The organism is Pseudomonas putida, from assembly GCF_016406145.1.
GTDB lineage: Bacteria > Pseudomonadota > Gammaproteobacteria > Pseudomonadales > Pseudomonadaceae > Aquipseudomonas > Aquipseudomonas putida_E.
Genome location: NZ_CP066306.1, coordinates 3,385,327 through 3,410,444 on the forward strand (window position 1 = coordinate 3,385,327; position 25,118 = coordinate 3,410,444).

The 25,118-nt window shown below is 63.3% G+C and carries 22 protein-coding genes; 14 read left to right on the forward strand and 8 right to left on the reverse strand.

The window, feature by feature from the left end; genetic code table 11:
• Window positions 1-15: 15 nt before the first annotated feature.
• The 5 genes from JET17_RS15455 to dctM all read left to right on the forward strand — a co-directional run bounded on the left by JET17_RS15455 (window position 16) and on the right by dctM (window position 5,133).
• A complete protein-coding gene (locus JET17_RS15455) occupies window positions 16-1,215 on the forward strand; it encodes a CaiB/BaiF CoA transferase family protein (protein WP_012314895.1) in 1,200 nt (399 codons plus the stop codon).
• The gene (locus JET17_RS15460) at window positions 1,212-2,030 is read left to right on the forward strand and encodes an HpcH/HpaI aldolase/citrate lyase family protein (protein WP_012314896.1); all 819 of its coding nucleotides are present in this window, start codon (window positions 1,212-1,214) and stop codon (window positions 2,028-2,030) included. Before JET17_RS15455 ends, JET17_RS15460 begins: the two co-directional genes overlap by 4 nt.
• A gap of 120 nt (window positions 2,031-2,150) precedes the next feature.
• Window positions 2,151-3,149 (forward strand): TRAP transporter substrate-binding protein, encoded by a 999-nt coding sequence (locus JET17_RS15465; RefSeq protein WP_012314897.1) that lies wholly within the window; start codon window positions 2,151-2,153, stop codon window positions 3,147-3,149.
• Between the two features lie 68 nt (window positions 3,150-3,217).
• The gene (locus JET17_RS15470) at window positions 3,218-3,850 is read left to right on the forward strand and encodes a TRAP transporter small permease (protein ID WP_012314898.1); all 633 of its coding nucleotides are present in this window, start codon (window positions 3,218-3,220) and stop codon (window positions 3,848-3,850) included.
• Window positions 3,850-5,133: a C4-dicarboxylate TRAP transporter large permease protein DctM gene (dctM, locus tag JET17_RS15475; RefSeq protein WP_012314899.1), complete on the forward strand. Its 1,284-nt coding sequence runs from the start codon at window positions 3,850-3,852 to the stop codon at window positions 5,131-5,133. Before JET17_RS15470 ends, dctM begins: the two co-directional genes overlap by 1 nt.
• A 49-nt stretch (window positions 5,134-5,182) precedes the next feature.
• Here the strand turns inward: dctM and JET17_RS15480 are convergent, their stop codons facing one another.
• Together JET17_RS15480 and ggt are read right to left on the reverse strand one after the other, a co-directional pair.
• Window positions 5,183-6,064: a LysR substrate-binding domain-containing protein gene (locus JET17_RS15480; protein WP_042112037.1), complete on the reverse strand. Its 882-nt coding sequence runs from the start codon at window positions 6,062-6,064 to the stop codon at window positions 5,183-5,185.
• 44 nt (window positions 6,065-6,108) lie between these two features.
• Window positions 6,109-7,899: a gamma-glutamyltransferase gene (gene ggt, locus JET17_RS15485; RefSeq protein ID WP_012314901.1), complete on the reverse strand. Its 1,791-nt coding sequence runs from the start codon at window positions 7,897-7,899 to the stop codon at window positions 6,109-6,111.
• A gap of 451 nt (window positions 7,900-8,350) precedes the next feature.
• Here ggt and JET17_RS15490 point away from each other — a divergent pair, with 451 nt between their 5' ends.
• Window positions 8,351-9,709, forward strand: coding sequence for an 8-oxoguanine deaminase (locus tag JET17_RS15490; RefSeq protein ID WP_012314902.1), 1,359 nt, complete (start codon window positions 8,351-8,353; stop codon window positions 9,707-9,709).
• A gap of 67 nt (window positions 9,710-9,776) precedes the next feature.
• Here the strand turns inward: JET17_RS15490 and JET17_RS15495 are convergent, their stop codons facing one another.
• The 4 genes from JET17_RS15495 to nhaA form a co-directional block, all read right to left on the reverse strand.
• Window positions 9,777-10,508, reverse strand: coding sequence for an anti-sigma factor (locus JET17_RS15495; protein WP_012314903.1), 732 nt, complete (start codon window positions 10,506-10,508; stop codon window positions 9,777-9,779).
• Complete coding sequence (locus tag JET17_RS15500; protein ID WP_012314904.1) at window positions 10,505-11,053, reverse strand: sigma-70 family RNA polymerase sigma factor; 549 nt, start codon at window positions 11,051-11,053, stop codon at window positions 10,505-10,507. Before JET17_RS15500 ends, JET17_RS15495 begins: the two co-directional genes overlap by 4 nt.
• 105 nt (window positions 11,054-11,158) lie before the next feature.
• On the reverse strand, window positions 11,159-11,674 hold the full coding sequence (locus JET17_RS15505; RefSeq protein ID WP_404602425.1) for a DUF3455 domain-containing protein: 516 nt from the start codon (window positions 11,672-11,674) through the stop codon (window positions 11,159-11,161).
• Between the two features lie 145 nt (window positions 11,675-11,819).
• Entirely contained in the window at window positions 11,820-13,178 is a 1,359-nt protein-coding gene (gene nhaA / locus JET17_RS15510; protein ID WP_012314906.1) for a Na+/H+ antiporter NhaA, read from the reverse strand.
• A gap of 400 nt (window positions 13,179-13,578) precedes the next feature.
• Between nhaA and mrdA the strand changes: the two genes are divergently transcribed.
• The 3 genes from mrdA to JET17_RS15525 all read left to right on the forward strand — a co-directional run bounded on the left by mrdA (window position 13,579) and on the right by JET17_RS15525 (window position 18,114).
• Window positions 13,579-15,471, forward strand: a complete 1,893-nt coding sequence (gene mrdA, locus JET17_RS15515) for a penicillin-binding protein 2 (RefSeq protein ID WP_012314907.1) — start codon at window positions 13,579-13,581, stop codon at window positions 15,469-15,471.
• A 98-nt stretch (window positions 15,472-15,569) separates the two neighbouring features.
• On the forward strand, window positions 15,570-16,877 hold the full coding sequence (locus JET17_RS15520) for a substrate-binding domain-containing protein (protein WP_012314908.1): 1,308 nt from the start codon (window positions 15,570-15,572) through the stop codon (window positions 16,875-16,877).
• A 172-nt stretch (window positions 16,878-17,049) separates the two neighbouring features.
• Window positions 17,050-18,114 (forward strand): TerC family protein, encoded by a 1,065-nt coding sequence (locus tag JET17_RS15525; protein ID WP_012314909.1) that lies wholly within the window; start codon window positions 17,050-17,052, stop codon window positions 18,112-18,114.
• Between the two features lie 61 nt (window positions 18,115-18,175).
• Here the strand turns inward: JET17_RS15525 and JET17_RS15530 are convergent, their stop codons facing one another.
• A complete protein-coding gene (locus JET17_RS15530; protein WP_012314910.1) occupies window positions 18,176-19,405 on the reverse strand; it encodes an acyl-CoA dehydrogenase in 1,230 nt (409 codons plus the stop codon).
• A gap of 139 nt (window positions 19,406-19,544) precedes the next feature.
• On the opposite strand from JET17_RS15530, the gene JET17_RS15535 reads away from it, so the two are divergent.
• Both JET17_RS15535 and JET17_RS15540 read left to right on the forward strand, forming a co-directional pair.
• Entirely contained in the window at window positions 19,545-20,471 is a 927-nt protein-coding gene (locus JET17_RS15535) for a LysR family transcriptional regulator (protein WP_012314911.1), read from the forward strand.
• A 166-nt stretch (window positions 20,472-20,637) separates the two neighbouring features.
• The gene (locus tag JET17_RS15540; RefSeq protein ID WP_012314912.1) at window positions 20,638-21,792 is read left to right on the forward strand and encodes a cysteine desulfurase family protein; all 1,155 of its coding nucleotides are present in this window, start codon (window positions 20,638-20,640) and stop codon (window positions 21,790-21,792) included.
• 77 nt (window positions 21,793-21,869) lie between these two features.
• Here JET17_RS15540 and JET17_RS15545 read toward each other — a convergent pair whose 3' ends face one another.
• The gene (locus JET17_RS15545) at window positions 21,870-22,523 is read right to left on the reverse strand and encodes an oxygen-insensitive NAD(P)H-dependent nitroreductase NfsB (protein ID WP_012314913.1); all 654 of its coding nucleotides are present in this window, start codon (window positions 22,521-22,523) and stop codon (window positions 21,870-21,872) included.
• Between the two features lie 102 nt (window positions 22,524-22,625).
• On the opposite strand from JET17_RS15545, the gene JET17_RS15550 reads away from it, so the two are divergent.
• The 3 genes from JET17_RS15550 (at window position 22,626) to JET17_RS15560 (ending at window position 25,064) form a co-directional block, all read left to right on the forward strand.
• Window positions 22,626-23,516: a LysR family transcriptional regulator gene (locus JET17_RS15550; protein WP_012314914.1), complete on the forward strand. Its 891-nt coding sequence runs from the start codon at window positions 22,626-22,628 to the stop codon at window positions 23,514-23,516.
• Between the two features lie 82 nt (window positions 23,517-23,598).
• Window positions 23,599-24,429, forward strand: coding sequence for an AraC family transcriptional regulator (locus JET17_RS15555; RefSeq protein ID WP_012314915.1), 831 nt, complete (start codon window positions 23,599-23,601; stop codon window positions 24,427-24,429).
• A 50-nt stretch (window positions 24,430-24,479) separates the two neighbouring features.
• Complete coding sequence (locus tag JET17_RS15560) at window positions 24,480-25,064, forward strand: LysE family translocator (RefSeq protein ID WP_012314916.1); 585 nt, start codon at window positions 24,480-24,482, stop codon at window positions 25,062-25,064.
• Window positions 25,065-25,118: the final 54 nt, after the last annotated feature.

Genomic DNA, 25,118 nt, shown 5'->3' on the forward strand with positions numbered 1-25,118 from the left:
CCAACAGGTGACCCTATGACTCAAACAACGCCACGCCCGCTGGACGGCATCACCGTGATCAGCCTGGAGCACGCTATCGCGGCCCCCTTCTGCACGCGCCAATTGGCCGACCTCGGCGCCCGCGTGATCAAGGTCGAGCGCCCTGGCAGCGGCGACTTCGCCCGCGGCTACGATCAGCGTGTCGATGGCCTGGCCTCGCACTTCGTCTGGACCAACCGCTCCAAGGAAAGCCTCACCCTGGACCTCAAGCAGGACGCCGCCGACGGTATTCTCGAGGCCCTGCTGGCCAAGGCGGATGTGCTGGTGCAAAACCTCGCACCGGGAGCGGCAGCGCGCATGGGTTTGTCGTTCGACGCCCTGCACGCCCGCTTCCCACGGCTTATCGTGTGCGATATCTCCGGGTATGGCGAAGGCGGCCCTTATGAAAAGAAAAAAGCCTATGACCTGCTGATCCAGAGCGAAGGCGGCTTTCTTTCGGTAACCGGTGGCCCTGGCGAAAACGACATGGCCAAGGCCGGCTGCTCGATCGCCGATATCGCCGCCGGCATGTACGCCTATACCGGCGTGCTCTCGGCGTTGCTGCTGCGTGACAAGACCGGCATCGGCAGCCGCATCGACGTGTCGATGCTGGAAAGCCTGGTGGAGTGGATGGGCTACCCGATGTACTACGCCTACGACGGCGCGCCGCCTCCCCCGCGCGCTGGCGCTTCGCACTCCACCATTTACCCGTATGGGCCGTTCCCCACCGGTGGTGGCGGCACGATCATGCTTGGCCTTCAGAACGAACGGGAATGGGCCTTGTTCTGCGAAAAGGTGCTGCTTGACCCGGCGCTGGCCACTGATGACCGCTTCAATGCCAACTTCAAGCGCTCGGATAACCGTGAGGTGCTGCGGCAGATCATCATCGATGGCTTCGCCAGCCTGTCGCTGGACGAGGTAGTGGCACGCCTTGAAGATGCGCAAATCGCTAACGCGCGGGTAAACGACATGCACGGGGTGTGGCAACACCCGCAGTTGCAGGCCCGCGGCTGCTGGCGTGAAGTGGACAGCCCGGTCGGCAAGCTGCCCTCGCTGCTGCCACCAGGGCGCAACGCGGCCTTTGCCCCACGCATGGACGCCGTGCCGGCGCTTGGCCAACACACCCAGGGTATCCTCGGCGAGCTGGGCTTCAGCCCGGCAGAGCAGGCCAGCCTGGCCGCGGGTGGTGTGGTATGAACAGCGTCCGCTCTGCACTGTTCGTACCCGGCAGCCGGCCTGAGCGTTTCGCCAAGGCGCTGGCAGCGGGGGCCGATGCCGTCATCGTCGATTTCGAGGATGCCGTGGAGGAACCTCTCAAGCGCCAGGCCCGGGACAACCTGGGGGCTTTCCTGCAGGCCACGCCACTGGCGTCGGTGTGGGTCCGTGTGAACGCGCCGCAGCACGCCGAGCATGCTGCAGACCTGGCTTTCTGCGCGCAGCAGCCTGGTATCGCCGGCGTGCTGCTGCCCAAGGTGGAAAACGCCGCCCAAGTGGCCGTTGCCCGGCACATCGGCAAACCGGTCTGGCCCATCATCGAAAGCGCCAAAGGCCTGCTGGCGCTCGAGCAGATCGCCCATGCCGAGGGGGTCGAGCGGTTGTCGTTCGGCAGCCTCGACTTGGCGCTGGACCTTCATCTGAACACCGACAGCGATGCTGCCCGGCAGTTTCTTGACCAGGCGCGCATGGCCGTGCAGCTACACTCGCGGGGTGCCGACCTGCTGCCGCCGCTCGATGGCGTGTTTCCTGCCATTGGCGACACCGAAGGTTTGCACCAGGCGGTACGGCATGCCTGCGACTTGGGGTATGGCGGGGCGTTGTGCATTCACCCCAGGCAAGTGCCGGTGATTCACGCGGCACTCGCGCCCGACGCCGAAGCGCTGGCCTGGGCCCGACGGGTGCTGGCGGCGAGCGCCGCAGCTAACGGGGCCGGTGCGTTTCAGCTGGACGGGCAAATGGTGGATGCGCCGGTGGTGTTGCGGGCGCGACGGTTGTTGGCACAGGCGTCCGGTTGAACTGAGCCGGCGTTCGGCTAAACCGAATGCCGCCTTACACAAATGCTAATTCACCACACGCAAGCCATTGGTCCATCGTTACATCCATCCTCCTACAAAAATAAATCAGAGGTGACATCGATGTTCAAGCTGACCCAGGCGCTGTTTTGCGCCGCCGCAGTGTCCATGGCCGGCCTTGCACAGGCTGCCGACCCGATCATCATCAAGTTCGCCCACGTCGTGGCCGACAGCACGCCCAAAGGCCAGGGTGCGCTGATGTTCCAGAAGCTGGTGGCGGCGGACCCGCAGCTCAAGGACAAGGTCAAGGTCGAGGTCTACCCCAATTCGTCACTGTTCGGCGACGGCAAGGAGATGGAAGCGTTGCTGCTGGGGGATGTGCAGATGCTGGCGCCTTCGCTGGCCAAGTTCGAGCACTACAACAAGCAGGTGCAAATCTTCGACCTGCCGTTCCTGTTCGACGACCTGGCGGCCGTCGACCGCTTCCAGCAAGGCCCGCAGGGCAAGGCACTGCTGACGTCGATGGACGACAAAGGCATCCACGGCCTGGCCTACTGGCACAACGGCCTCAAGCAGCTGTCGGCCAACAAGAAAGTGATCCTGCCCAAAGATGCCCGCGGCCTGAAATTCCGCGTGCAAGCCTCCAGCGTGCTCGAAGAGCAGTTCAAGGCGATCCGCGCCAACCCGCGCAAGATGAGCTTTGCCGAGGTTTATCAGGGCCTGCAGACCGGCACGGTCAATGGCACCGAAAACACCTGGTCGAACTATGAAAGCCAGAAGGTCAACGAAGTGCAGCCGTTCTTCACCGAGACCAACCACGGCCTGATCGACTACATGGTGATCACCAACGCCAAGTTCTGGAACGGCCTGCCTGAGGACGTGCGTGGCGAGCTGCAAACGCTCATGGACCAGGTCACCGTCGAGGTGAACAAACAGGCCGAAGCCCTGAACCAGACCTCCAGGCAGAAAATCATCGATGCCAAGACCAGCGAGATCGATGCCCTGACTGCCGAGCAGCGCCAGCAATGGCGTGAGGCCATGCGCCCGGTGTGGGACAAGTTCTCCGGTCAGATCGGCGCTGACTTGATCAAGGCAGCCGAGGCCGCCAACAAGGCTTCCTGACAGCCGCACGCCCTGCCCCGGCCACCTGCGCACAGGTGGCCAGCCCTCTCTCTGTCTGGAGAATTCCTATGCAATCGCTCAGGCGTGTCTGGGAGCACTTCGAGGAGGGCATGATCGCCTTTCTCCTGGCGGCCATGACCTTGGTGACCTTCGTCTACGTAGCACTGAACAACCTCTATACCGTGTTCTACACGCTCAGTGACCACTGGGCTTTTGCCAGTGACCTGCTGCTGGGCATCGGCGACCACCTGATGGGTTACGCCCAGGAAATGACCTGGAGCATCGCCCTGACCAAGGCGCTATTCGGTTGGCTGATCTTTTTCGGGATCTCCTATGGCGTGCGCACCGCTGGCCACTTGGGTGTCGACGTACTGGTGCGGCGCACCCGCAAGCCAGTGCAACGGGTACTGGCGATGATCGCCTGTGCCTGTTGCCTGGCGTATGCCGGGCTGTTCCTGGTGGCGAGCATCAAATGGGTAAGCGCTGTGCTTGTGGCCGGCATCGGCGCCGAAGACCTGGACCGCTATGGCATCAAGGTCGGCCATATCGCGCTGATCGTGCCCTTCGGTTTCGCCTTGGTCATTGTCCGCTACCTGGAGATCCTCTATCGCCTGTTCACCCATCGCCAGTATGGCCTGGGCCTGGCCGACGAGGCTGCAGAGGCGAGCAAGCTGGCCAACCCGGGTGAGGAGCATCACTGATGACGGTTATCTGCCTGTTCCTGTTGTTGTTCGTGTTCATGTTCCTGGGAGTGCCGATCGCGATTTCGCTGGGCTTGTCGGGCGCACTTTCAATCCTGATGTTCAGCCAGGACTCTCTCAGCTCGCTGGCGATCAAGCTGTTCGAGACCTCCGACAGTTACACCTTCCTGGCCATCCCGTTCTTCCTGCTGTCGGGCGCGTTCATGACCACCGGTGGCGTGGCCCAGCGGCTGATCGACTTCGCCAACGCCTGCGTCGGGCACATCCGTGGCGGCCTGGCCATTGCCGCAGTGCTGGCATGCATGCTGTTCGCGGCGTTGTCGGGCTCGTCGCCGGCCACGGTCGCGGCGGTGGGTTCGATTGCCGTTGCCGGCATGGTGCGCTCCGGTTATCCCCGCGAGTTCGGCGCGGGGATCATCTGCAACGCCGGCACCCTGGGCATCCTGATTCCGCCATCGATCGTCATGGTGGTGTACTCGGCGGCGACCGAGACCTCGGTAGGCAAGCTGTTCATGGCCGGTGTGGTGCCAGGCATCCTGCTGGGCCTGGCGCTGATGGTAACGATCTATATCGTCGCCCGGATCAAGAAACTGCCCGCACAACCTCGTGCCAGTTTTGCCGAATGGTTGAGCACCGCCAGGCGCGCGTTCTGGGGGCTGTTGCTGTTGGTGATCATCCTGGGCGGCATCTACAGCGGCATGTTCACCCCCACCGAGGCGGCCGCCGTGGCAGCGGTGTACTCAGCGTTCATCGCGCTGTTCGTGTACAAGGACATGCGCCTGCGCGACTGCCCGAAGGTATTGCTGGAGTCGGGCCGGCTGACCATCATGCTGCTGTTCATCATCGCCAACGCCATGTTGTTCGCCCATGTGCTGACCACCGAGCAGATCCCCCAGCAGATCACCCAGTGGGTGCTGTCCGAGGGCCTGACGCCGATCGGTTTCCTGATCATGGTCAACGTGGTACTGCTGGTGGCGGGCAGCTTCATGGAGCCGTCGGCGATCATCCTGATTCTCGCGCCGATCTTCTTCCCGATCGCCATGAAGCTTGGGATCGACCCGATTCATCTGGGGATCGTCATGGTGGTGAACATGGAGATCGGCCTGGTGCATCCACCGGTGGGGCTGAACCTGTTCGTGACTTCAGCGGTGACGGGCCTGACGCTGGGGCAGACGATTCGCGCCGCGCTGCCGTGGCTGTCGATCCTGCTGCTGTTCCTGGTGCTGGTGACTTACGTGCCGTTCATTTCGCTGGCACTGCCGCAGTGGTTGGGCATGCCGTAATGCACTGATCTTCCGGGCCCCATCGCCAGCGATGGGCTCAGTGCAGGCATCAGATCCCTCCACCCTCCAGCACCTGCGACATTACCTTGGCCAATGCCGTGACCATCACATCCGCCGTCGGCCGGTGGACGATGACGATTTCGTAGCTGTCCACCTCAGGCAACCCGTGTTGCCTGCCAAGCACCCGATGCTCAGGGGTCGCCGCCCGTGGTGGCAACAGGCTGATGCCCATGCCGTCGGCCACCGCGGCCTGGATGCCACTGAGGCTGGAGCTGGTGAAACTGATGCGCCAGCGCCGGCCCATGCCTTCGATGGCGGTGATCATGTCATCGCGGTACAAGCCGCGTGGCGGAAAGGTCACCAGCGGGATCGGGTCGAGCTCGAAGGACGGCATGCGTGCGCTGTCGATCCACTGCAGACGCTCGGGCCAGCACGCCACGCCTTCGCGGCTGTTGCGTCGCTGCTTGAGCAACACCAGGTCAAGTTCGCCATTGTCATAGGCCTGGCTGAGGTCGCGGCACAGGCCGCTGGTGACCTCCAGCTTGACCTGCGGGTGCAGCCGGCTGAATGCCGACAGCGCGTTGGTGGTGCGCCCGCCGACGAAATCTTCGGGAACGCCCAAACGTACGGTGACGCCGACCATGGCACCGGCCAAAGCCTCGAGCATCTGGTCGTTCAATGCCAGCATGTGCCGGGCGTAGCCGAGCAAGGTCTGGCCGGCGTCGGTCGGCAACACGTCACGGTTCCCGCGCACCAGCAGGCGATGGCCGACCATATCCTCGAGCCGGCGGACTTTCTGACTGATGGTCGATTGCGTCGAATGCAGGCGTGCGGCAGCGGTGGTGAAGCTGCCGCAATCGGCCACGACGACGATGGCACGCAGCAGGTCGAGGTCGAACAGAGCCCTATTCGATTTAACGCTGATAGACATCCTGGTATTCAACATTTGAATGACAAGGTTGTCTTCTACCATGGCTAATCGCCAAGCGCCACGCCTTCGCGCCGCGGGTCGGCTCCACCCGCCCAGCCTGGGCCGGTACGCTGGATGATCTGCATGCCGCTGGTCATGGTCATGGGCGTCACCTCATGGCCCCAGGCCGCCAATTGCCGGACCAGCGCCGGGCTGGTCAGCCCGGCTTCCACTTCGGTACCGGCGTTGCGGCTGCCGAAGTTGGGCAGGTTGCTGGCCTGTTGTGGGTCGAGCCGCCAGTCCAGCAAACCCACCAGCGCCTTGTTGACGTAGCCGATGATCTGCGAGCCACCGGGTGATCCGAGGCTGGCCACCAGTTCCCCGGACGCCTGCGAAAACACCAGGGTCGGGGCCATCGCCGACAACGGCCGCTTGCCCGGTTCAACCCGGTTGGCAACGAGCTTGCCCTTCTCCTGTGGGATGAAGGAAAAGTCGGTCAACTGATTGTTCAGCAGGAAGCCCTTGACCATCAGATGCGAACCGAATGCAGCCTCTACCGAAGTGGTCATGGCCAGCGCCTGACCGCTGTCATCCACCGCCGAAAGGTGCGAGGTGGAAATGCGCAACGGCGAGCGGTCCGGGGCCAAGGCCAGGTCCGCGCCCTGCGGCTTGCCCGGTCGCGCATGTTTCATGCTGAAGTCGCCGATCAGCTCGGCCCGCCCGGCCAGGTACGCCGGGGCGGTCAATGCCTTGAGCGGTATCGGCACATAGTCGCTGTCGGCCAGGTACTGGGCACGATCGGCGTAGGCCAGCCGTTCGGCCTCGGCAATCAGGTGAACGGCCAGCGGCGCAGGCTCAAGGCCTGCCGGCGAAGCACTGACGCTGGGCGGTAGCTTCGCAAGGTCGCGTTGTGGCATGGCGTGCTGCAGCGCCTCGAGGATGCCCAAGGTCTGCAGCACGGTCACTGCACCTGAAGATGGCGGCGGCATGCCGCAGATCTGCCAGGCCTTGTAAGGGCCGCATAACGGCGTGCGCTCCTTGGCCTGGTACTGGCGCAAATCCTCCAGTGACAGGAGCCCGGCATTGGCATGCCCCTGTACCTGGGCGACGATCGCTTCGGCAATTTCACCGGTATAGAACGCATCAATGCCCTGTTGCGCGATGCGTTCGAAGGTATGGGCAAGTTCGGGGTTGCGTAGCAGCGTTCCCACCGCCAGCGGCTGGCCATGCTCATCCAGGAAATAGCGGGCCATGGTGGGTGAATCGGCGATGAAAGGGTCACCCGCCAGCAACGCGTGCAGGCGCTCGGACACAGGGAAACCACTGCGTGCCAAGGCAATAGCCGGCGCGAACAGTTGACGCCACGGTAGCTTGCCATGTTGCTCGTGCGCCATTTTCAAGGCACGCAGCACCCCTGGTACGCCTACCGAGCGCCCGCCGATCTGCGCTGCCCGGAATGGCATCGGGGTGCCGTCCGGTTGCAGGAACAGCGTTTGGGTGACGGCTGCCGGCGCGGTCTCGCGCCCGTCGAATGCCTGTACCCGTTTGCCGTCCCAGTACAGGATGAACGCCCCACCGCCAATGCCGCTGGACTGCGGCTCGACCAGGGTGAGCACCATCTGCATGGCAATTGCCGCATCGATGGCACTGCCACCGGCGCGCAGCATCGCCCGCCCGGCTTCGCTGGCCAGCGGATTGGCAGCCGCCACCATGTGCCGGTTGGCGTGAACCGGTTGCAGGCCGGAGCGGTAACCTGACCCTAGCTCCGGGGGCGCGGGCAGCGGCTGGTCGGCCCAAGCCCATTGGCTGGCCAGGGCAAGGCACAGGGGGCTGATCAATTGTGTTGGCGATGGCATTGGTGGCGTCCTGTCGAAGTGCATGCCTTGGGCGCCCAACATAAACCAGGCCATGTACTGCGCAAAGCGCCGTGGCACCACCTGGACATTCAATGCAGAATTTTTCGTATACAAAAATGAACATTTCTGGTTACATCAACCCGCGCCTACGACAGTGGTAATCGCCGCTGCGTATTGCGACAGGCTAAAGCCATGCATTACCGCTATCTGCTCATTCACTTCGAGCGCCCTCTGCGAATCGACGCATTCGCCGTTCACCCGTTGCCCTATGCACCCATCCGCCGTCTCGCGCCTGGTCTTTGTGACTTAGCGGTGTCGGCACGTGCGCGGCTGCGCTGACTGGCCCTGCTGCCCACTCCGTGTTTTCCACACCGAGCCTGGTTGCCCTCGAGAAAAAACCAGGTGTCCGCACTGACGAATTGCGCCCCGCCCTTCGCGGGAAGGAATACCTATGCCCAAGACTTTGCTGATAAAGAACGCCGAACTGCTGGTGACGATGGACGGCGAGCGCCGCGAGATCAGACGCGGCGGCCTGTTCATAGAAGACAACCTGATCAAGCAGGTTGGCCCCAGCGACGAGCTGCCCCAGCACGCCGACGAGATTCTGGACATGACCGGCAAGGTGGTCATCCCGGGGCTGGTCAACACCCACCATCACATGTATCAAAGCCTCACCCGCGTGGTCCCGGCGGCCCAGGACGGTGAGCTGTTCAACTGGCTGACCAACCTTTACCCGATCTGGGCACGGTTGACGCCCGAAATGATCGCGGTATCGACGCAGACCGCGATGGCCGAACTGATTCTCTCCGGCTGCACCACCTCCAGCGACCACCTGTACATCTACCCCAATGGCTGCAAGCTCGACGACAGCATCCACGCCGCCGGGGAAATCGGCATGCGTTTCCATGCCGCACGCGGCAGCATGAGCGTAGGGCGCAGCCAAGGCGGGCTGCCGCCAGACTCGGTGGTGGAAAAGGAAAGCGACATACTCAAGGAGTCGCAGCGCCTGATCGAGGACTACCACGACGCCAGCCATGGCTCGATGCTGCGCGTGGTCGTGGCGCCCTGCTCGCCGTTCTCGGTCAGCCGCGACCTGATGCGTGAAGCGGCGGTGCTGGCACGCAATTACGGGGTTTCGCTGCACACCCACTTGGCTGAAAACGTCAACGATATCGCTTACAGCCGCGAAAAGTTCGGCATGACACCTGCCGAATACGCCGAGGACCTGGGCTGGGTCGGCCACGATGTGTGGCACGCGCACTGCGTGCAACTCGACCAGCACGGCATCGAGCTGTTCGCCCGTACCGGCACCGGTGTGGCCCACTGCCCGTGCTCGAACATGCGCCTGGCTTCGGGTATTGCACCGATCCGCAAGATGCGCGACCACGGGGTGCCCGTGGGCCTGGGCGTCGATGGCTCGGCCTCCAACGATGGCGCCAGCATGATCGGTGAAGTGCGCCAGGCGCTGCTGCTGCAGCGTGTCGGCTTCGGCCCCGACGCGATGACCGCACGCGAAGCGCTGGAAATCGCCACCCTCGGCGGTGCCAAGGTGCTCAACCGTAATGACATCGGCGCCTTGGCGCCGGGCATGGTCGCCGACTTCGTCGCCTTCGACCTCGGCCATGTCGCCTACGCAGGCGCCCACCACGACCCGCTTGCGGCCTTGGTGTTCTGCACCCCGACCCAGGTCGACACCAGCGTGATAAACGGCCGCGTAGTGGTAAAGGACGGCCGCATCACCACAGTCGACCTGCCGCTGGTGCTGGAGCGCCACAATCAGCTGGCCCGTCAGCTGGTGACCGGCGATTGATAGCGGGATGCAAGCCTGTAGAGCGGCGCGCAGGCGCCGCTTTTTGCTGCCCTTGCACAAGGCACTGTCAAAGCACCTTCACCGCCCGACCGATGAACTGCACAGGCCCGGTTGGGCGCCCGGTCGGCGAGCCGCCCGCTCTTTCCAGGGTCAATTCGAACAGTTGGTTGGGCTCCAGGGGAGGCAGGTCATGCGCGGGCACCCGATATTGCTCGCCAGGTTTGACCAGGCCCAGCGACAGTGGCGCCTGCCACTGTTCGCCCTTGGTCCAGAACTGCAGCACCTTGTCGCTCGGCACCGCGAACTGCCCCAAGGGAATCAGTTGAATGCTACGGGTATCGCTAGCCTGCACTACCCACCCGGGGGCACTGTCTGCCGGCGCAACCAGCACCACGAGGTAAGAAGGCTCCGGCGCCTTGGCGGTAAGCAGAGTGAAGGCTAACAGCAGGCTGGCAACCAGGCCTGCACCAGCCAGGCCCTGCCATAGCACAAGGCGATGCCACCAACGCCCTGACTGCGTTGGCGGCGCAATGCGCTGTGGCTGTGGCTGTGGCTGTGGCTGTGCATCGACGCTGCGGCTGATCCGCCCCCACAAACGTGGGCTGGGCGCCAAAGGCTCAGCGAGTGCGTTCAACGCCAGTAGCCGCTGCTCCCAGGCATCCACGGCACCACGCAACTGCTGATCCTCTGTCAGGCGTTGACGCACAGCCTCATGTTGTTCGGCCGACAAGGTACCCAATACGTACTCCCCGGCCAATTCCTCAAGTGCGTCGGCAGTCTCGCCTTGTGGCTTCTTCATCCCATGCACTCCCGCAACGCCTTCAGGCTGCGTTTGATCCAGGCTTTGACGGTACCCAACGGCGTGTTCAGCAACCCGGCGATTTCGGCATGGCTGCAACCGTCGACATACGCGTGCAGGATGCACAGCTTGCGTGAGGGTTCCAGTTGCTCGAGGCAACGGTGAACCTTGGCCGAGTCCGCCATGAGATCCATATCACTCGCATAGGGCAGCGGTACTTGTGCACTGTCAAACGCCCCTTCATCCAGCACGACTTCGCGCCGGGAGTCGCGTATGTAGTTGAGCGCCAGGTGCCGGGTCACGCTATAGATCCAGCCCCGCGCAGAGCCGCGTGCAGGGTCGAAGCTGGCAGCCCCGGACCATATCCGAATGAAGGCATCGTGCAGGATGTCTTCTGCTGTAGCGTGGTCGCGGGCGATACGGCGCACCACGCCTAGCAGGCGTGCGCCCTCCTCCTCATAGAGTGCATGCAGCGCTCGGCGGTCTCCCCGTGCGCAGGCTTCAAGGCAACGCTGAAAGTCAAAAGGGGGCAAAGGTGAGTTCACTGCAAGGTCAGCCCTATAGTCCCTGGACGGTTCCCCCAGCCATCGGGCCGGGGGGCTGTCGATCAGCGTAGACGCCAGTGGCTTACCTGCCTATGCGCACTGCCATCATTTTGCCGCCCAGAAGATATAGTCAGCCTGGTAATCAACGATTTTGCGCTCACCTTTGTTTTGCATCGAGCAGGCAGTTGCCGGCGCAACACCGCCGCGGGTGGCCACGCGCTGGATATAGCTCACACCGGTCATGGCCCCTTTACCTTCGGCCGGGCTGGCCTGAACCAGCTGGTAAGGCAGGTCGCCCTTGGCCGCTGGCGCCACGGCCAACTGGGTGCCGGTGACCTTCGAGCCGTCTTTGGCCTGCCAGGTGGCGGGCGGCCCGAAATAGTCACCCACCGCCTTGCCAGACCTGTCCTTGAGTACCGCTTTGGGGCCGACGAATGTCCACTCGGTCTGGCCGGGGGCATTGGCTTTGTCGCGGCATTCGTAGGTGACCTGGCCCACACCGACGGTTTCCAGCATGACGGTGTGGCCATCCGGAACCTTGACCGCGTCGGGCAAGGCGGATTGAGCGTGAGCGGCCTGGCTGGCCACGATCAGGACTAAGCCGCCTGTGAGCATCAGCATGGTAACTGGGCTGTTCATGGTGCAAATCTCCTGGCGAGTAATCGACAGCGCGAAGTCGCGCTACCTGTAATACCCGCCAGGATGCAGATTGGATGCACCTCTGAAAAAAAATGTGCACCCACCTGCCCGTTACCCGGCTGGCCTATCAGCCAACTTGGGCCGGTGCAGCCTTGGCTGCCTTGCGCAGGCTCCACACACCCCAAGTCAGGCCGATCACAGCAGCAATGACCGAGCCCGACAGTACGCCAAGCTTCGCCGCGCCCAGGACGCCAGGGTCAGAGAACGCCAGGTTGGCAATGAAGATCGACATGGTAAAGCCGATGCCCGCCAACAGCCCGATCAGCGTGATGCCGTGCCAGGTAACGCCCGCCGGCAGCGCACACCAGCCCAAACGTACCATCAGCCAGCTGATCGTCACGATACCCAACGGCTTGCCCAAGACCAGCGCCACAGCCACACCAGTCATCACCCAGTGAGGGCCATCGGCAGACAGGTCTACACCAGACAACCCGACACCGGCGTTGGCCAGGGCGAACAGCGGCATGATCGCGAACGCCACCCAAGGGTGCAGATGGCCTTGCACGCGCAGCACGGGGGCTACCAGTTCACGCTGCGCCACACGCAGGTTTTTCAGCGGGCTCATCAGTTCGCTGTCATCGATCTGCGGTGCCTTGGCGCGACCGAGCAGGTCGTCGGTGAAGCGGGTAACAGCCTCCAGCGGGCGCTCGCCCAAGGGCATGGCCCTGACCGGCGTCATCAGGCCAAGTACCACGCCCGCCAAGGTGGGGTGGGCACCGGTCATCAACATGCCCAGCCAGGTGATGAACCCGGGGATGATGTAGGCATAGGCCGAACCGACACCGATCTTTTGCAGGCCGAGCACCAGCAGCAGGCCGATGGCGGCGACGCCGAAACCGCTGTAATCCAGGCCACCGGAGTAGAAAAAGGCAATGATCAGTACGGCGATGATGTCGTCAATGATCGCCAGGGCGAGCAGGAACACCCGCACATTGGAAGGGATCGACTTGCCCAGCAGCGCCAGCACACCCACTGCAAAGGCGATGTCGGTGGCGGTGGGCACTGCCCACCCCTCTTGCGCGGGAGGCGAATGATTGAACGCCAGGTAGATGAGTGCGGGTACCACCACACCACCGACAGCTGCCGCCATCGGCAGCGTGGCTTGGCGCAGGCTGGACAGCGCGCCTTCATGGATTTCGCGACGGATCTCCATACCGACGACCAGGAAGAAGATGGTCATCAGGCCGTCGTTGATCCAGAAATGCAGTGACTGGGAATAGACCAGGGAGCCGATACCAAAGCTTATCGGCGTGTGCCAGAGGGCGTCATAGCTTTCGGCAGCGGGCGAATTCGCCCAGATCAGTGCTGCAACGGCGGCGATCAACAGTACGACGCCGCTCACGGCCTCGATATGCAGAAAGCGTTCGAAGTTGGCGAATGCGCGTTGGGCAATTTGCTGGGCACGGGGCATTACGTGTTTTTGCATGGGCACAAGAACTCCCGCACGGCGGCCCGACCTGCGTAGTTATTTAACCTGCGTCACTGCGTCATGCAGCTAGCACCCGCGTGCATTCTAACCAAATGGCCTGCCCCAGTCATCCATTCACGGTCTCAAGCCGGCCAAGGCAGGTGAATGAACAAATCTTCATACAGGCTTTCAGCGCCCTGATGACGGGATGAAACACCGGATGCCCGGTTTTACGCAACGCGCCTGCCTTGAGGTGCGGCCCGGGCACGCGTAGCATCGCCGCCCCGCATCCTTGTGGGAGCCGGCTTGCCGGCGATTCGAGTGCATGGCACTCGTCTACATCCATGTTGGCTGGCCTGGCGTAGTCGCCGGCAGGCCGGCTCCCACAGGTTCGCGCTCAGCCGATACATCACCGCCCATGCCCCAACCGATCCCTCTCAAGGACCACGAAAAGGAAAAACACCTGGTCAACCGCCGGCTCCTGGCTTGCGCTGCCCTGGTCTTCTGCCTGGTCGCCGTGCTGATCGGCCGTCTCTACGTGCTGCAAGTGCTGCAACACGACCAGCAAAGCGCGGTATCGGAAAACAACCGCGTACACGTCCTGCCCATCGCCCCCGAGCGCGGGCTGATCTACGACCGCAACGGCGTGGTGCTGGCCGACAACAAGCCTAGTTTCGACCTGACCATGACCCGTGAGCGCGCCGGCGACTCGGCCAAGGTGCTCGATACCCTGACCCAGGTTCTGGGTTTGGGCGAGGAGGACCGCAAGCAGTTCGACAAGGACCTGCGCCGTGGACGCAAGCCGTTTGAACCGGTCACCCTGATGGTTGGCCTGACCGAGGAGCAGATCGCCCTGGTAGCGGTCAACCAGTTCCGCCTGCCGGGCCTGGATGTAGAACCGCAGTTCATCCGTGAATACCCGCTTGCCGAGCACTTCGCCCATTCGGTCGGCTATGTCGGGCGGATCAACGAAAAGGAAGCCAAGACCCTCGACAGCACCGAGTATCGCGGCACCCAATCGATCGGCAAGACCGGTATCGAACACTTCTACGAAAGCCGGCTGCACGGCCACGTCGGCTACGAGGAGGTCGAGACCAATGCCCAGGGCCGGGTGATGCGCGTGCTCAAGCATCAGGCCCCTACCCCGGGCGAAGACATTGTGCTGAGCCTCGACGCCCACCTGCAAGTGGCTGCAGAAAAAGCCTTGGGCGACCGCCGTGGGGCGGTGGTGGTGCTCGACCCGGCCAACGGCGACGTGCTGGCGATGGTCAGCAATCCCAGTTTCGATCCCAACCTGTTCGTCAAGGGCATCAGCTTCAAACAGTACGCTGCCCTGCGCGATTCCATCGACCGGCCGCTGTTCAACCGCGTGCTGCGCGGGCTGTATGCACCGGGGTCGACGGTCAAGCCGGAAGTGGCCATCGCCGGCCTCGACAGTGGTGTGATCACTCCCGGCAGCCGGGTATTCGACCCCGGGTACTACGAGCTGCCCAACTACGAGCACAAGTACAGGAACTGGAACCGCAGCGGCGATGGCTGGGTAGACATGTACACCGCCATCATGCGCTCCAACGACACCTACTTCTACGACCTGGCGCACAAGCTCGGCATCGACCGTCTGCACGACTACATGGCCGAGTTCGGTCTTGGCCAGAAGGTCTCGCTGGACATGAACGAAGAGGCTTCGGGGTTGATGCCGTCTGCCCAATGGAAACGCGCCACCCGCCGCCAGGCCTGGTACCCCGGCGAAACGCTGATCCTGGGCATCGGCCAGGGCTACATGCAGGTCACCCCGCTACAACTGGCCCAGGCCACCAGCCTTCTGGCCAGCAAGGGCGTATGGCACCGCCCGCACCTGGCCTTGACCGTGGGTGGCGAAACACCGGTCGACCCGAACCCGATGCCCGATATCGTGCTGCACGACCGGCACGCCTGGGACCAGGTCAGCCAGGGTATGCAGATGGTCATGCACGACCCGCGCGGCATTGCCCGCGCCGCCGCCGCCGGGGCCCAGTACCGCATCGCCGGCAAGAGCGGCACCGCGCAGGTGGTGGCGATCAAGCAGGGGGAGCGCTACAACCGCAACAAGACCCTGGAGCGCCACCGTGACAACGCCCTGTTCGTCGGCTTTGCACCTGCCGAGCACCCGAGTGTGGTGGTGGCTGTGATGATCGAGAATGGCGAGGCCGGTGGCCGGGTGGCCGGGCCGGTGGTGCGCGAGGTGATGGATGCGTACCTGCTGGATGAACAAGGGCACCTGAAACCGCAGTATGCCGGTGGTGCAGTCTCCAAGCAGGTCCCGCACACCTGAGGCTGCCCGGCAGCTCATCGCTGGCACGCGCATAGTCACATTTCGGTCACCCTACCGTCGTAATCTGCCGGGCAACTCTGTGCCAAAGGTCGCCCGGCATGCTCCGTCTGTTGCTCTTGCTGCTTCCCCTGCTCCCCCTGACGGCCGTGGCCGAGCCTGTGCACCTGCGCGTACAAGGTTCCAACACCATCGGCGCGGCCCTGCTGCCTGCGCTGGTGCAGGGGCATCTGTGGGCGCAACAGGCAACGGCGATCGAGCAACGGCCAGGCGCTGTGGCCAACGAGACCGTGATAACCGCCGTTGATGCCCAGGGCCAGCCTCTGCGCATCGACATCGCGGCGCACGGCTCGAGTACCGGCTTTATCGCGCTTGGCCATGGCGAGGCCGACCTGGCCGCAGCGTCTCGTCCCATCAACGATACCGAGGTGCGCCAGCTCAAGGCGCTGGGTGACTTGCGTGCAGCCGGTGCCGAGCAAGTGATCGGTCTGGATGGTGTTGCAGTGTTCGTCCACCCCGACAATCCCCTGCCACAGCTCAACACCGAACAATTGGCACACATCTTCTCGGGGCGGATCCAGTATTGGGAGCAACTGGGCTTGGCAGGCGGCCCGATACACCTCTATGCACGCGACGACCGCTCCGGTACCTTCGAGACCTTCAAGGCACTGGTGCTGGAACCGCACCGCAGTGAACTGGCCCGACAGGCGCAGCGTTTCGAATCCAGTGATGAGTTGGCCGATCGGGTACGTGCAGATCGCCAGGCCATCGGGTTCAGCAGCCTGGCAGCGGTGCACGGAGCCAAGGTGCTGGCGATCGCCGAAGGTGATGCGCCAGCCATGCTGCCGGACCGCCCGCTGGTGGCGAGCGAGGACTACCCCCTGTCACGCCGGCTGTACTTCTATTTGCCCGCCAACGCTAAGTCGCAGGCCAAGGCGCTGGCAGAATTCGCTCAGAGCCCTGCCGGCCAGGCAATCGTCGCCGAGCAAGGGTTCGTCTCACAGCAGATCAAGTCCCTGGCGATACCAGCACAGGTCGATATGCCGCCGCGCTACCGCAACTTGGCGCAGAAGGCACAGCGCCTGAGCGTCAACTTCCGTTTCCAGGAAGGCAGTGCCAGCCTCGACAACAAGGCCCTGCGCGATACAAAGCGCGTCGCCGACTACCTGCGCCAGGCCGGCAAGCTGCAAAACAAGGCGGTGCTGGTCGGCTTTGGCGACCCCAAAGAAACACCGGGCCGCGCCGCCCTGCTCTCGCGCTTGCGCGCGCAGGCGGTACGCCGTGAACTGGCGCGCGATGGCGTCGAAGTGCTGGAGGTTACCGGCATGGGCGACGAGTTGCCGGTTGCGGGTAACGAGCTGGAACAGGGGCGCTTGCGTAACCGCCGGGTGGAGGTTTGGGTGTACTGAGGCAGGCAGCCGCGCACAGGCTCAGGCAAAAATTTGTAACAGCGCGCCATTCGGCATCACGGGGAAATGGGTCTAGGCTCAAATTCATGTGATACCGGGCCCCTCTGACGGCTACCGCGCCGCCATGTCGGATCACTGTTGCCATGCAACGTCGACAATCAAGGAGGGGCTCATGACAGCTCTACACACATTCCTCACAACGCCATTCCTCGGTACCAGCACCTGGTTGTGGCTGGTGTTCATGGCCATCGTCATCGGCCTGCTGGTACTCGACCTGGGCGTGCTGCACCGCAAAGAACGTGAAATCGAAATGCGCGAAAGCCTGCTGCTGTACTCGGGCTATTTCAGCGTGGGCGTGCTGTTCGGCGCGTGGGTCTGGTACCAACTGGGCGCGCAGTCGGCGCTTGAGTTCTACACCGGCTTTTTGGTCGAACAGTCCTTGTCGATGGACAACGTATTCGTCATGGCGATGATTTTCGGTTTCTTCGCCATCCCCCGTCGGTACCAGCATCGGGTGCTGTTCTGGGGCATCCTGGGGGTGGTGTTCCTGCGTGCGATCATGATCGGCGTGGGCGCAACACTGGTACAGAACTTTGAATGGGTGCTGTACATCTTCGGGGCATTCCTGCTGTTTACCGGGGTAAAAATGGCGTTTTCGAAAGAAGACAGCCACCCCGACCTGGCCAACAACCCGGTGCTCAAGTTCGTCAGGCGGCACATGCGCGTGACTGACCAGATTCATGGTTCACACTTCTTCGTGCGCCTCACCCCGCCAGGCGAGAGCAAGGCATTGCGCTATGCCACACCGCTGTTCCTGGCGCTGGTGCTGATCGAACTGGCCGACCTGGTGTTTGCCGTCGACAGCGTGCCTGCAATCTTCGCCATCACGCAGGATCCATTCATTGTTTACACCTCGAACATCTTTGCCATTCTCGGTTTGCGTTCACTGTACTTTGCCTTGTCGGCATTGATGCACCGCTTCGTTTACCTCAAGTACGCGTTGGCGCTGGTGCTGATTTTCATCGGCTGCAAGATCTTCTACCACGGCATGGTGGGCAAGGTGCCAGCACTGCTGTCGCTGGGCGTGACGTTCGGGTTGTTGCTCGGTGGGGTGGTGGTGTCGCTGATCAAGACGCGTGGGGAGAAAGCGGTCGTAGGTGAAGCCCAAGTGGAACAGCCCCCATCCGCGCAGACCAAGAGCGCCAAAAAGGAAGAAGACCCGCAATTGCGGGTCTGACCCTCCCTCTACCTGAAGTTTTGCTTACAAAGTACTCAAAAACAGTTCGTCGAGCGCGCCCTCACCGCCCGCTACGCAACATATCCACCGGCACATACTTGCCGATCTCATACTTGCCAATCGCCGCCCGGTGCACCTCATCGGGCCCGTCAGCCAGGCGCAAGGTACGCTGCATCGCGTACATGTACGCCAGCGGGAAATCCCCGCTCACCCCTGCCCCACCATGGAGCTGAATCGCACGGTCGATCACTTTCAATGCGACATTCGGCGCTACCACCTTGATCTGTGCGATCTCGCTTCGCGCCACCTTGTTGCCGACCGTGTCCATCATGTACGCCGCCTTCAGGGTCAATAGCCGCGCCATGTCGATTTCCATGCGTGAGTCGGCGATCTTGTCGACGTTGCCGCCCAGCCGTGCCAGCGGCCGGCCGAACGCTGTGCGCTCGACGGAGCGCCTGCACATCAGCTCCAGCGCCCGCTCGGCCATGCCGACCGACCGCATGCAGTGGTGGATGCGGCCAGGGCCCAGGCGCCCCTGGGCGATCTCGAAGCCGCGGCCCTCACCAAGGATGACGCTGTCATAGGGCACACGCACGTTCTCGAACAGCACCTCGGCGTGGCCGTGGGGGGCGTCGTCGTAGCCGAACACGGGCAACGGCCGAACGATCTTCACCCCCGGTGCATCAGTCGGCACCAGCACCATCGAGTGCTGCTGGTGGCGCGGGCCATCAGGGTTGGACAGGCCCATGAAGATCATCACCTTGCAGCGCGGGTCGCAGGCCCCGGAGGTCCACCACTTGCGGCCGTTGATCACCCACTCATCACCGTCACGCACGGCAGTGGCGGCCATGTTGGTGGCGTCCGAGGAGGCCACGTCCGGTTCGGTCATGGCAAAAGCCGAGCGAATCTCGCCCCGCAGCAGAGGCTCCAGCCATTGGCGCTTCTGCGCCTCGCTGCCATAGCGCACCAACACTTCCATGTTGCCGGTGTCCGGCGCCGAGCAGTTGAAGGGCTCCGGCCCCAGCAGCGAGCGGCCCATGATCTCGGCCAGGGGCGCGTATTCCAGGTTGCTAAGGCCGGCACCGTACTGCGACTCAGGCAAGAACAGGTTCCACAGGCCCTCGGCGCGGGCCTTGGCCTTGAGTTCCTCCATGATTGCGGTGGGTTGCCAGCGGTCACCCTCGGCAACCTGGCGCTCGAACACTGGCTCGGCGGGATAGACATGAGTATCCATGAACGCGGTGACGCGCTCGCGCAGTGCCTGGACCTTGGGTGAATAGGCGAAATCCATCGGGGCTACCTTCACGGTTCGAAGTACATGGGCAGAGCCTAGAGCAGCACGCCTCAATCCACCTAGTCTATTTTCTGCGTGTATAAACATTCATAACCGATATATGATCGGCCGATAATTCAAACAAAGAGCGGCGCCCATGAACCTCAGCAAGGTCGACCTGAACCTGTTCATCGTCTTCGATGCCATCTACACCGAAGCCAACCTGACCCGCGCCGGGCAGATCGTCGGTATTACCCAGCCAGCGGTGTCAAACGCGCTATCGCGCCTGCGCGAAACCTTCAACGACCCGCTTTTCGTGCGCACCGCCCAGGGCATGGTGCCCACCCCCATGGCGCAGAACATCATCGGCCCGGTGCGCAACGCCTTGGCGCTGCTGCGTACCTCGGTGCAGGAAAGCCGCATCTTCAACCCGCAGCAGGCCAACAAGACCTTCCGCATCAGCATGACCGACCTTACCGAAGCGGTGATCCTGCCCCCGCTGTTCCAGCGCCTGCGCCGCCTGGCGCCTGCGGTGCTGATCGAGAGTTTCCTGTGCAAGCGTCGCGAAACAACCAAGGAACTGGCCGCCGGGCGCCTGGACTTTGCCGTCGATGCGCCGCTCAATACCGACCCGCAAGTGCGCCACGTCAAGCTGATGCAGGACCGCTATGTCTGCGCCCTGCGCCAGGGTCATCCGCTGGCCGACGCCAGACTCACCCTCGACAGCTACCTGAGCATGACCCATATCCATATTTCCAGCCGTCGAAACGGCCTGGGCTATGTCGACCTGGCGCTGGGCAAGATGGGCGTGCAGCGCAAGGTCGCCCTGCGCTCGCAGCACTACCTGATGGCTTCGCAGGTACTGCAACAGACCGACATGGCGATGACCGTGCCAGAACGGTTTGCTCGTCGCCATCAATTGCGCTACCAGCCTCTGCCGGTGGAAGTGCCTGCGCTTGAGACGCACCTGTACTGGCACGAAAGCACCGATCAGGATCCGGCCAACCGCTGGATGCGCGAGCAGATCATCGAGTTGTGCCAACGGGTGGTGGCGGAAGAAGAACGGGCGCTGGAACCCGTGTAACCCTCAGTTCTAAATTTTAAAGATCCTACGATAAACCGTATTTGGAGAATTTTTTTCTACAAAAACTGGCAAATCATGGAATCAAGGGCAAAATTTTTCGCATCGCCGAGGGTACGCTTGCTGTCAGGATCGCCGAACCCGCGGCGACAGCTACGGACCTACCGCCATGCCCAGCGCCCCACTCTATTTCGACTATGCCGCCACCACACCGGTAGACGAGCGCGTCATCGAAACCATGCTCACCTGCCTCGGCCGCCAGGTGAACTTCGGCAACCCCGCCTCCTCCGGTCACGCATACGGCCAGAGCGCCCGCGAAGCCGTGGAACAGGCTCGCCAGCAAGTGGCCGACTGTGTCGGGGCGAGCGCTGAAGACCTGGTCTGGACATCGGGCGCCACCGAGTCCAACAACCTTGCGCTCAAAGGCACCGCGCAGGGCATCGGGCAGCCGGGCCACCTGATTACCAGCCAGCTTGAGCACAAGGCCGTGCTCGATACCGTCAGCGAACTGGAGCGCCAGGGCTGGGCAGTCACCCGCCTGGCACCAGACGCTGCAGGCCTGATTCAGCCCTATGACGTACAAGCGGCCCTGCGCGAAGATACCCGCCTGGTCTCGCTGATGGCAGTCAACAACGAACTGGGCACCGTCACCGATTTCGCTGCCATTGGCGAGCGCGTGCGTGCCCATGGCGCCCTGCTGCACGTGGATGCGGCCCAGGCGGTGGGCAAGCTGGCCATCGATTTGCGGGCGATGGCGGTAGACCTGATGTCGTTTTCTGCCCACAAAGTCTATGGACCAAAAGGCATCGGCGCGTTGTATGTCGGGGCTCGCGCACGCGCCTTGATGCGTGCGCAAATTCACGGTGGTGGGCATGAGCGCGGGCTGCGCTCAGGCACCCTGCCTACCCATCAGATCGTTGGCATGGGCAGCGCCTTCGCCCTGGCCGGCCAACCTGGCGACAGCGAGCATCAGCGCATCGGGCACCTCGCCAGGCGGCTGCGCGACGGGCTACTGGCGCTGCCAGGGGTCAGTCTCAACGGCTGCGCCAGCCAGCGCATAGCGCATACCTTGAACCTGTGTATCGAGGCCCCGGGCTTCAACAGCATGGCGCTGGCCAGTGAGCTGGCGCTGTCGACCACCTCGGCGTGCAATTCGGCGAGCCACGCGCCGTCGCATGTGCTGCTGGCGTTGGGGCTGGATGAGGCGCAGGCGCGCAAAAGCGTGCGCTTGAGCGTCGGGCGGTTTACCAGCGAAGCCGAGGTAGACAAAGCGATTGAGGTGTTCGAACGCACAGTTGCGGGGGCTTCGCTGGCCTTGTGGTGAACCTGGGCTTTACCGTTTGCTGAACCGCCCTCTTCGCGGGTTTGCCCGCGAAGAGGACGGGGCCCACGACGCCTGCCTCAAAGGAAGGTAAATACCTTCGAAACCGGCAAGCGCGACTTGTTCAGCCCGGCATTGAAGTCCGACTCGCTACGGTAACCCAGGCTCAGCACCACCACGCTGGTGTAACCCTGCTCACGCAGGCCCAGTTCGGCATCCATGATCTTGCTGTCGAAACCTTCGATCGGCGTCGCGTCCAGGCCATGGGCGGCAGCGCCGAGCAACGCAGTGCCCAGGGCCAGGTAGGTCTGTTTCTCCATCCAGTGCTGCAGGTCTTTCTGATCGTAGCGGTGCAGGTTCACATAATGGCGACGGCTCTGGTTCTGGCCAGCACGGGCCTGATCATCGCGAAAACGTCCGTCAGCCGCCTCCTGGTCGAGCACGGCGTCCAGGTGTGCTTCAGTCATGTCGGTGCGGGTGCAGAACACGATCACATGGGAAGCATCGAGGATCTTCGGCGTGTTGTAGGCAAAACCGTCCAGCGTGCTCTTGGCCAGACGTGCCTTGCCCTCTGCGCTGTCGGCCACGATGAAGTGCCATGGCTGCGAATTGACCGAGGATGGGCTGTGGCGCAGCTGCTCGAGCAAGGCGTCGATGGTGGCCTGAGGGATCTTGCGGGCAGCATCATACGCCTTGGTGGTGTAGCGGCGCTTGGCCAGAGAAACGGTATCCATGTTGCAACTCCTTAAGCGGAACAAACGTGTGGCGCATATTATCTTTCCTGCAAACCAGAGAAAGCAGCAAAATGCAGCAACACTTTCACCCAAGGAGTGAAAATGCTCCGCATCACCGACCTCGAACTGTTCGTGCGCAGCAGCGCACTGGGCAGTTTCACCGCCGCGGCCCACGAGGCAGACCTGCTGCCCGGCCAGGTCGCAGCCGCCATCAAACGCCTGGAGCGCGACCTCGACGTGCGTCTGTTCGCACGTACCACCCGCAGCCTGCGCCTGACCGCCGAGGGTGAGCTGTACCTGCCCACCGCGCTCAGCGTGCTGCAGAGCCTGCGCCAGGGCCGCGATAACCTGCACGGCGCCCACAGCACCCTGCGTGGTGTGCTGCAGGTGTCGGCGCCCTCTGACCTTGGCCGCAACATCCTGCTGCCGTGGTTGAGTGATTTCCGCCGCGAACATCCTGAGTTGACCCTGCGGTTGCACCTGTCCGACCACGTTGCCGACCTGTTCCGCGACCCGGTAGACGTGGCCATACGCTATGGCCTGAACGAAGAAGCCAACTACATCGCCCTGCCCCTGGCCCCCTGGAATCGTCGCGTACTGGTGGCCTCGCCGGCCTACCTGGCGCGTCATGGGCGGCCGCAGGCGCTGGATGACTTGCAGCAGCACGCATGCCTGCTTTACCTGCAACAGGGGCGCACCTACGACAAGTGGCGGCTGGGCAACCGTACCGTGCAGGTGAGTGGCCCGCTGTTCAGCGACGATGCCGATGTGGTGCGGCGCTGGGCGGTGCTCGGCGAGGGCATTGCCTACAAGTCGTGGCTGGATGTCAGCGCAAATGTGGCGACTGGCGAGCTGGAAGTACTGCTGCCGGAACACCCGGGCGAGCTGAGCCCGGTAACCTTGGTATGCCCACACCGCAAACAGCTGTCTCCTGCGGTATCGCAGTTGCACTTGTGGCTGCGGGAGCGTTTCGCGGCACAGCAGCCGCACTGAAGCCGGCTGTGCACAATTGTTCTAAACCCAGGCAGGGTTCTGCGTTAAGGTGAACTGCCCTACCCTCTGCAGCCTCGCCGCCATGCCCGACTGGATCGACCTCAAGCAAGACGCCGACACTGGCATCGAGTCGGTGCGTGCGCATTTCGTTGGCCACGCCTACGACCCGCACTGGCATGAGAGCTTTCTGGTCGGGGTCACCGAGCAGGGTGTGCAGCAGTTCAATTGCCGCCGTACACGCCATCACAGCACACCCGGGCAGGTGTTCCTGCTCGAGCCTGGCGACATTCACGACGGCGATGCGCCAACGGCGGAAGGCTTTACCTATTCGACCCTGTACCTGGAGCCGACATGGCTGGAGGCCGAGCTGCGCGTGCTGTTCGAGCAAGCGCCCAATGACAGCCTGCCAAGCTTCGCCGATACGCTGTGCGATGATCGCCAGCTTGCCCGCGCCACCACCCTCGCCTTTCAGGCGGTGCACGGTGGGGAAATGCGCATCGTGCGGCAAACCGCCACCGATGACCTGCTCAGTTGCCTCACCGCCCACCTACACTGGCGCAAACGCCTGAACCCCGATCCGCGCCTGCCGCTGACTGCGCAGCGGGCGCGCGACTACCTGCATGCCCACCTCGACCAGGACATCGGCCTCGACGACATGGCACAGGCCTGCGGCGTGGACCGCTTCCGCCTGACCCGTGCGTTCAAGGCCGCCTTCGGCCTGGCGCCGCACGCCTATCTGATCCAGCTGCGCCTGGCCCGTGCCCGGCGTTTGCTTGCCCAAGGTCAGACACCGAGCGAAGTGGCCATGGCGCTCGGCTTTGCTGACCAGAGCCACCTGGGGCGCTGGTTCCGCCGTGCCTACCGGCTCACCCCAGCGGACTACCGGCGCCGCTGCTCAAACCTTCCAGACTGACACGCAGCAATCGCCGAGCATGGTGCCCTGTTCAACAGGAGCCGCTCACCATGTCGCATTCGTTGTTGCCGTTCATGCTATTCGCCCTGGTCGCCAGCATCAGTCCGGGGCCTACCAACCTGCTGATCCTCGCCCATGGCGCACGGCAGGGCCTGCGCGCAAGCGTGGCGCCGATCCTGGCGGGCTGCGGCGCGGCGGCGGCAGTCGTTTTGCTGGTCGGGCTGGGGCTGGGTGAGTTGCTGATGCGCCATCCCCTGGCCCAGCAGGTGATGAGCTGGGCCGGAGTGCTGTGGTTGAGCTGGCTGGCGTGGCGCATTTTGCGCAGCGCGGGGCAGCCTTTGGATGTCAGCGCAGCCAAGCCTTTCGACGCCCTCAGCGCAGCGTCACTGCAAGTGGTGAACCCGAAGGTGTGGATCATGGCAGTGACAGTGATCGGGGTGTTTGCCGCGCCGTCGCTGCCGGTGTGGCAATTGACGCTGGTGTTTCTGTTGATCGCCCTACCGTGCATGACGGCCTGGGCGCTGTTGGGGGTAGGCAGTGCGCGCTGGCTGGAGGCGCCAGGGCGGTTGCTATGGTTCAACCGGGGGTTGGCGGGCATGTTGCTGGTGTCGGCCTGGGCTGCACTGCTTGGCTGAGGTGAAGGTGGGCTGTACCGGCCCTGTCGGCAGCTGCCGACGATAGGACCGGTA

Coding starts and splice junctions, on each gene's coding strand:
- JET17_RS15455 (WP_012314895.1), top strand. CDS start 16: ATGACTCAAACAACGCCACGCCCGCTGGACGGCATCACCGTGATCAGC.
- JET17_RS15460 (WP_012314896.1), top strand. CDS start 1,212: ATGAACAGCGTCCGCTCTGCACTGTTCGTACCCGGCAGCCGGCCTGAG.
- JET17_RS15465 (WP_012314897.1), top strand. CDS start 2,151: ATGTTCAAGCTGACCCAGGCGCTGTTTTGCGCCGCCGCAGTGTCCATG.
- JET17_RS15470 (WP_012314898.1), top strand. CDS start 3,218: ATGCAATCGCTCAGGCGTGTCTGGGAGCACTTCGAGGAGGGCATGATC.
- dctM (WP_012314899.1), top strand. CDS start 3,850: ATGACGGTTATCTGCCTGTTCCTGTTGTTGTTCGTGTTCATGTTCCTG.
- JET17_RS15480 (WP_042112037.1), bottom strand. CDS start 6,064: ATGTCTATCAGCGTTAAATCGAATAGGGCTCTGTTCGACCTCGACCTG.
- ggt (WP_012314901.1), bottom strand. CDS start 7,899: ATGCCATCGCCAACACAATTGATCAGCCCCCTGTGCCTTGCCCTGGCC.
- JET17_RS15490 (WP_012314902.1), top strand. CDS start 8,351: ATGCCCAAGACTTTGCTGATAAAGAACGCCGAACTGCTGGTGACGATG.
- JET17_RS15495 (WP_012314903.1), bottom strand. CDS start 10,508: ATGAAGAAGCCACAAGGCGAGACTGCCGACGCACTTGAGGAATTGGCC.
- JET17_RS15505 (WP_404602425.1), bottom strand. CDS start 11,674: ATGCTGATGCTCACAGGCGGCTTAGTCCTGATCGTGGCCAGCCAGGCC.
- nhaA (WP_012314906.1), bottom strand. CDS start 13,178: ATGCAAAAACACGTAATGCCCCGTGCCCAGCAAATTGCCCAACGCGCA.
- mrdA (WP_012314907.1), top strand. CDS start 13,579: ATGCCCCAACCGATCCCTCTCAAGGACCACGAAAAGGAAAAACACCTG.
- JET17_RS15520 (WP_012314908.1), top strand. CDS start 15,570: ATGCTCCGTCTGTTGCTCTTGCTGCTTCCCCTGCTCCCCCTGACGGCC.
- JET17_RS15525 (WP_012314909.1), top strand. CDS start 17,050: ATGACAGCTCTACACACATTCCTCACAACGCCATTCCTCGGTACCAGC.
- JET17_RS15530 (WP_012314910.1), bottom strand. CDS start 19,405: ATGGATTTCGCCTATTCACCCAAGGTCCAGGCACTGCGCGAGCGCGTC.
- JET17_RS15535 (WP_012314911.1), top strand. CDS start 19,545: ATGAACCTCAGCAAGGTCGACCTGAACCTGTTCATCGTCTTCGATGCC.
- JET17_RS15540 (WP_012314912.1), top strand. CDS start 20,638: ATGCCCAGCGCCCCACTCTATTTCGACTATGCCGCCACCACACCGGTA.
- JET17_RS15545 (WP_012314913.1), bottom strand. CDS start 22,523: ATGGATACCGTTTCTCTGGCCAAGCGCCGCTACACCACCAAGGCGTAT.
- JET17_RS15550 (WP_012314914.1), top strand. CDS start 22,626: ATGCTCCGCATCACCGACCTCGAACTGTTCGTGCGCAGCAGCGCACTG.
- JET17_RS15555 (WP_012314915.1), top strand. CDS start 23,599: ATGCCCGACTGGATCGACCTCAAGCAAGACGCCGACACTGGCATCGAG.
- JET17_RS15560 (WP_012314916.1), top strand. CDS start 24,480: ATGTCGCATTCGTTGTTGCCGTTCATGCTATTCGCCCTGGTCGCCAGC.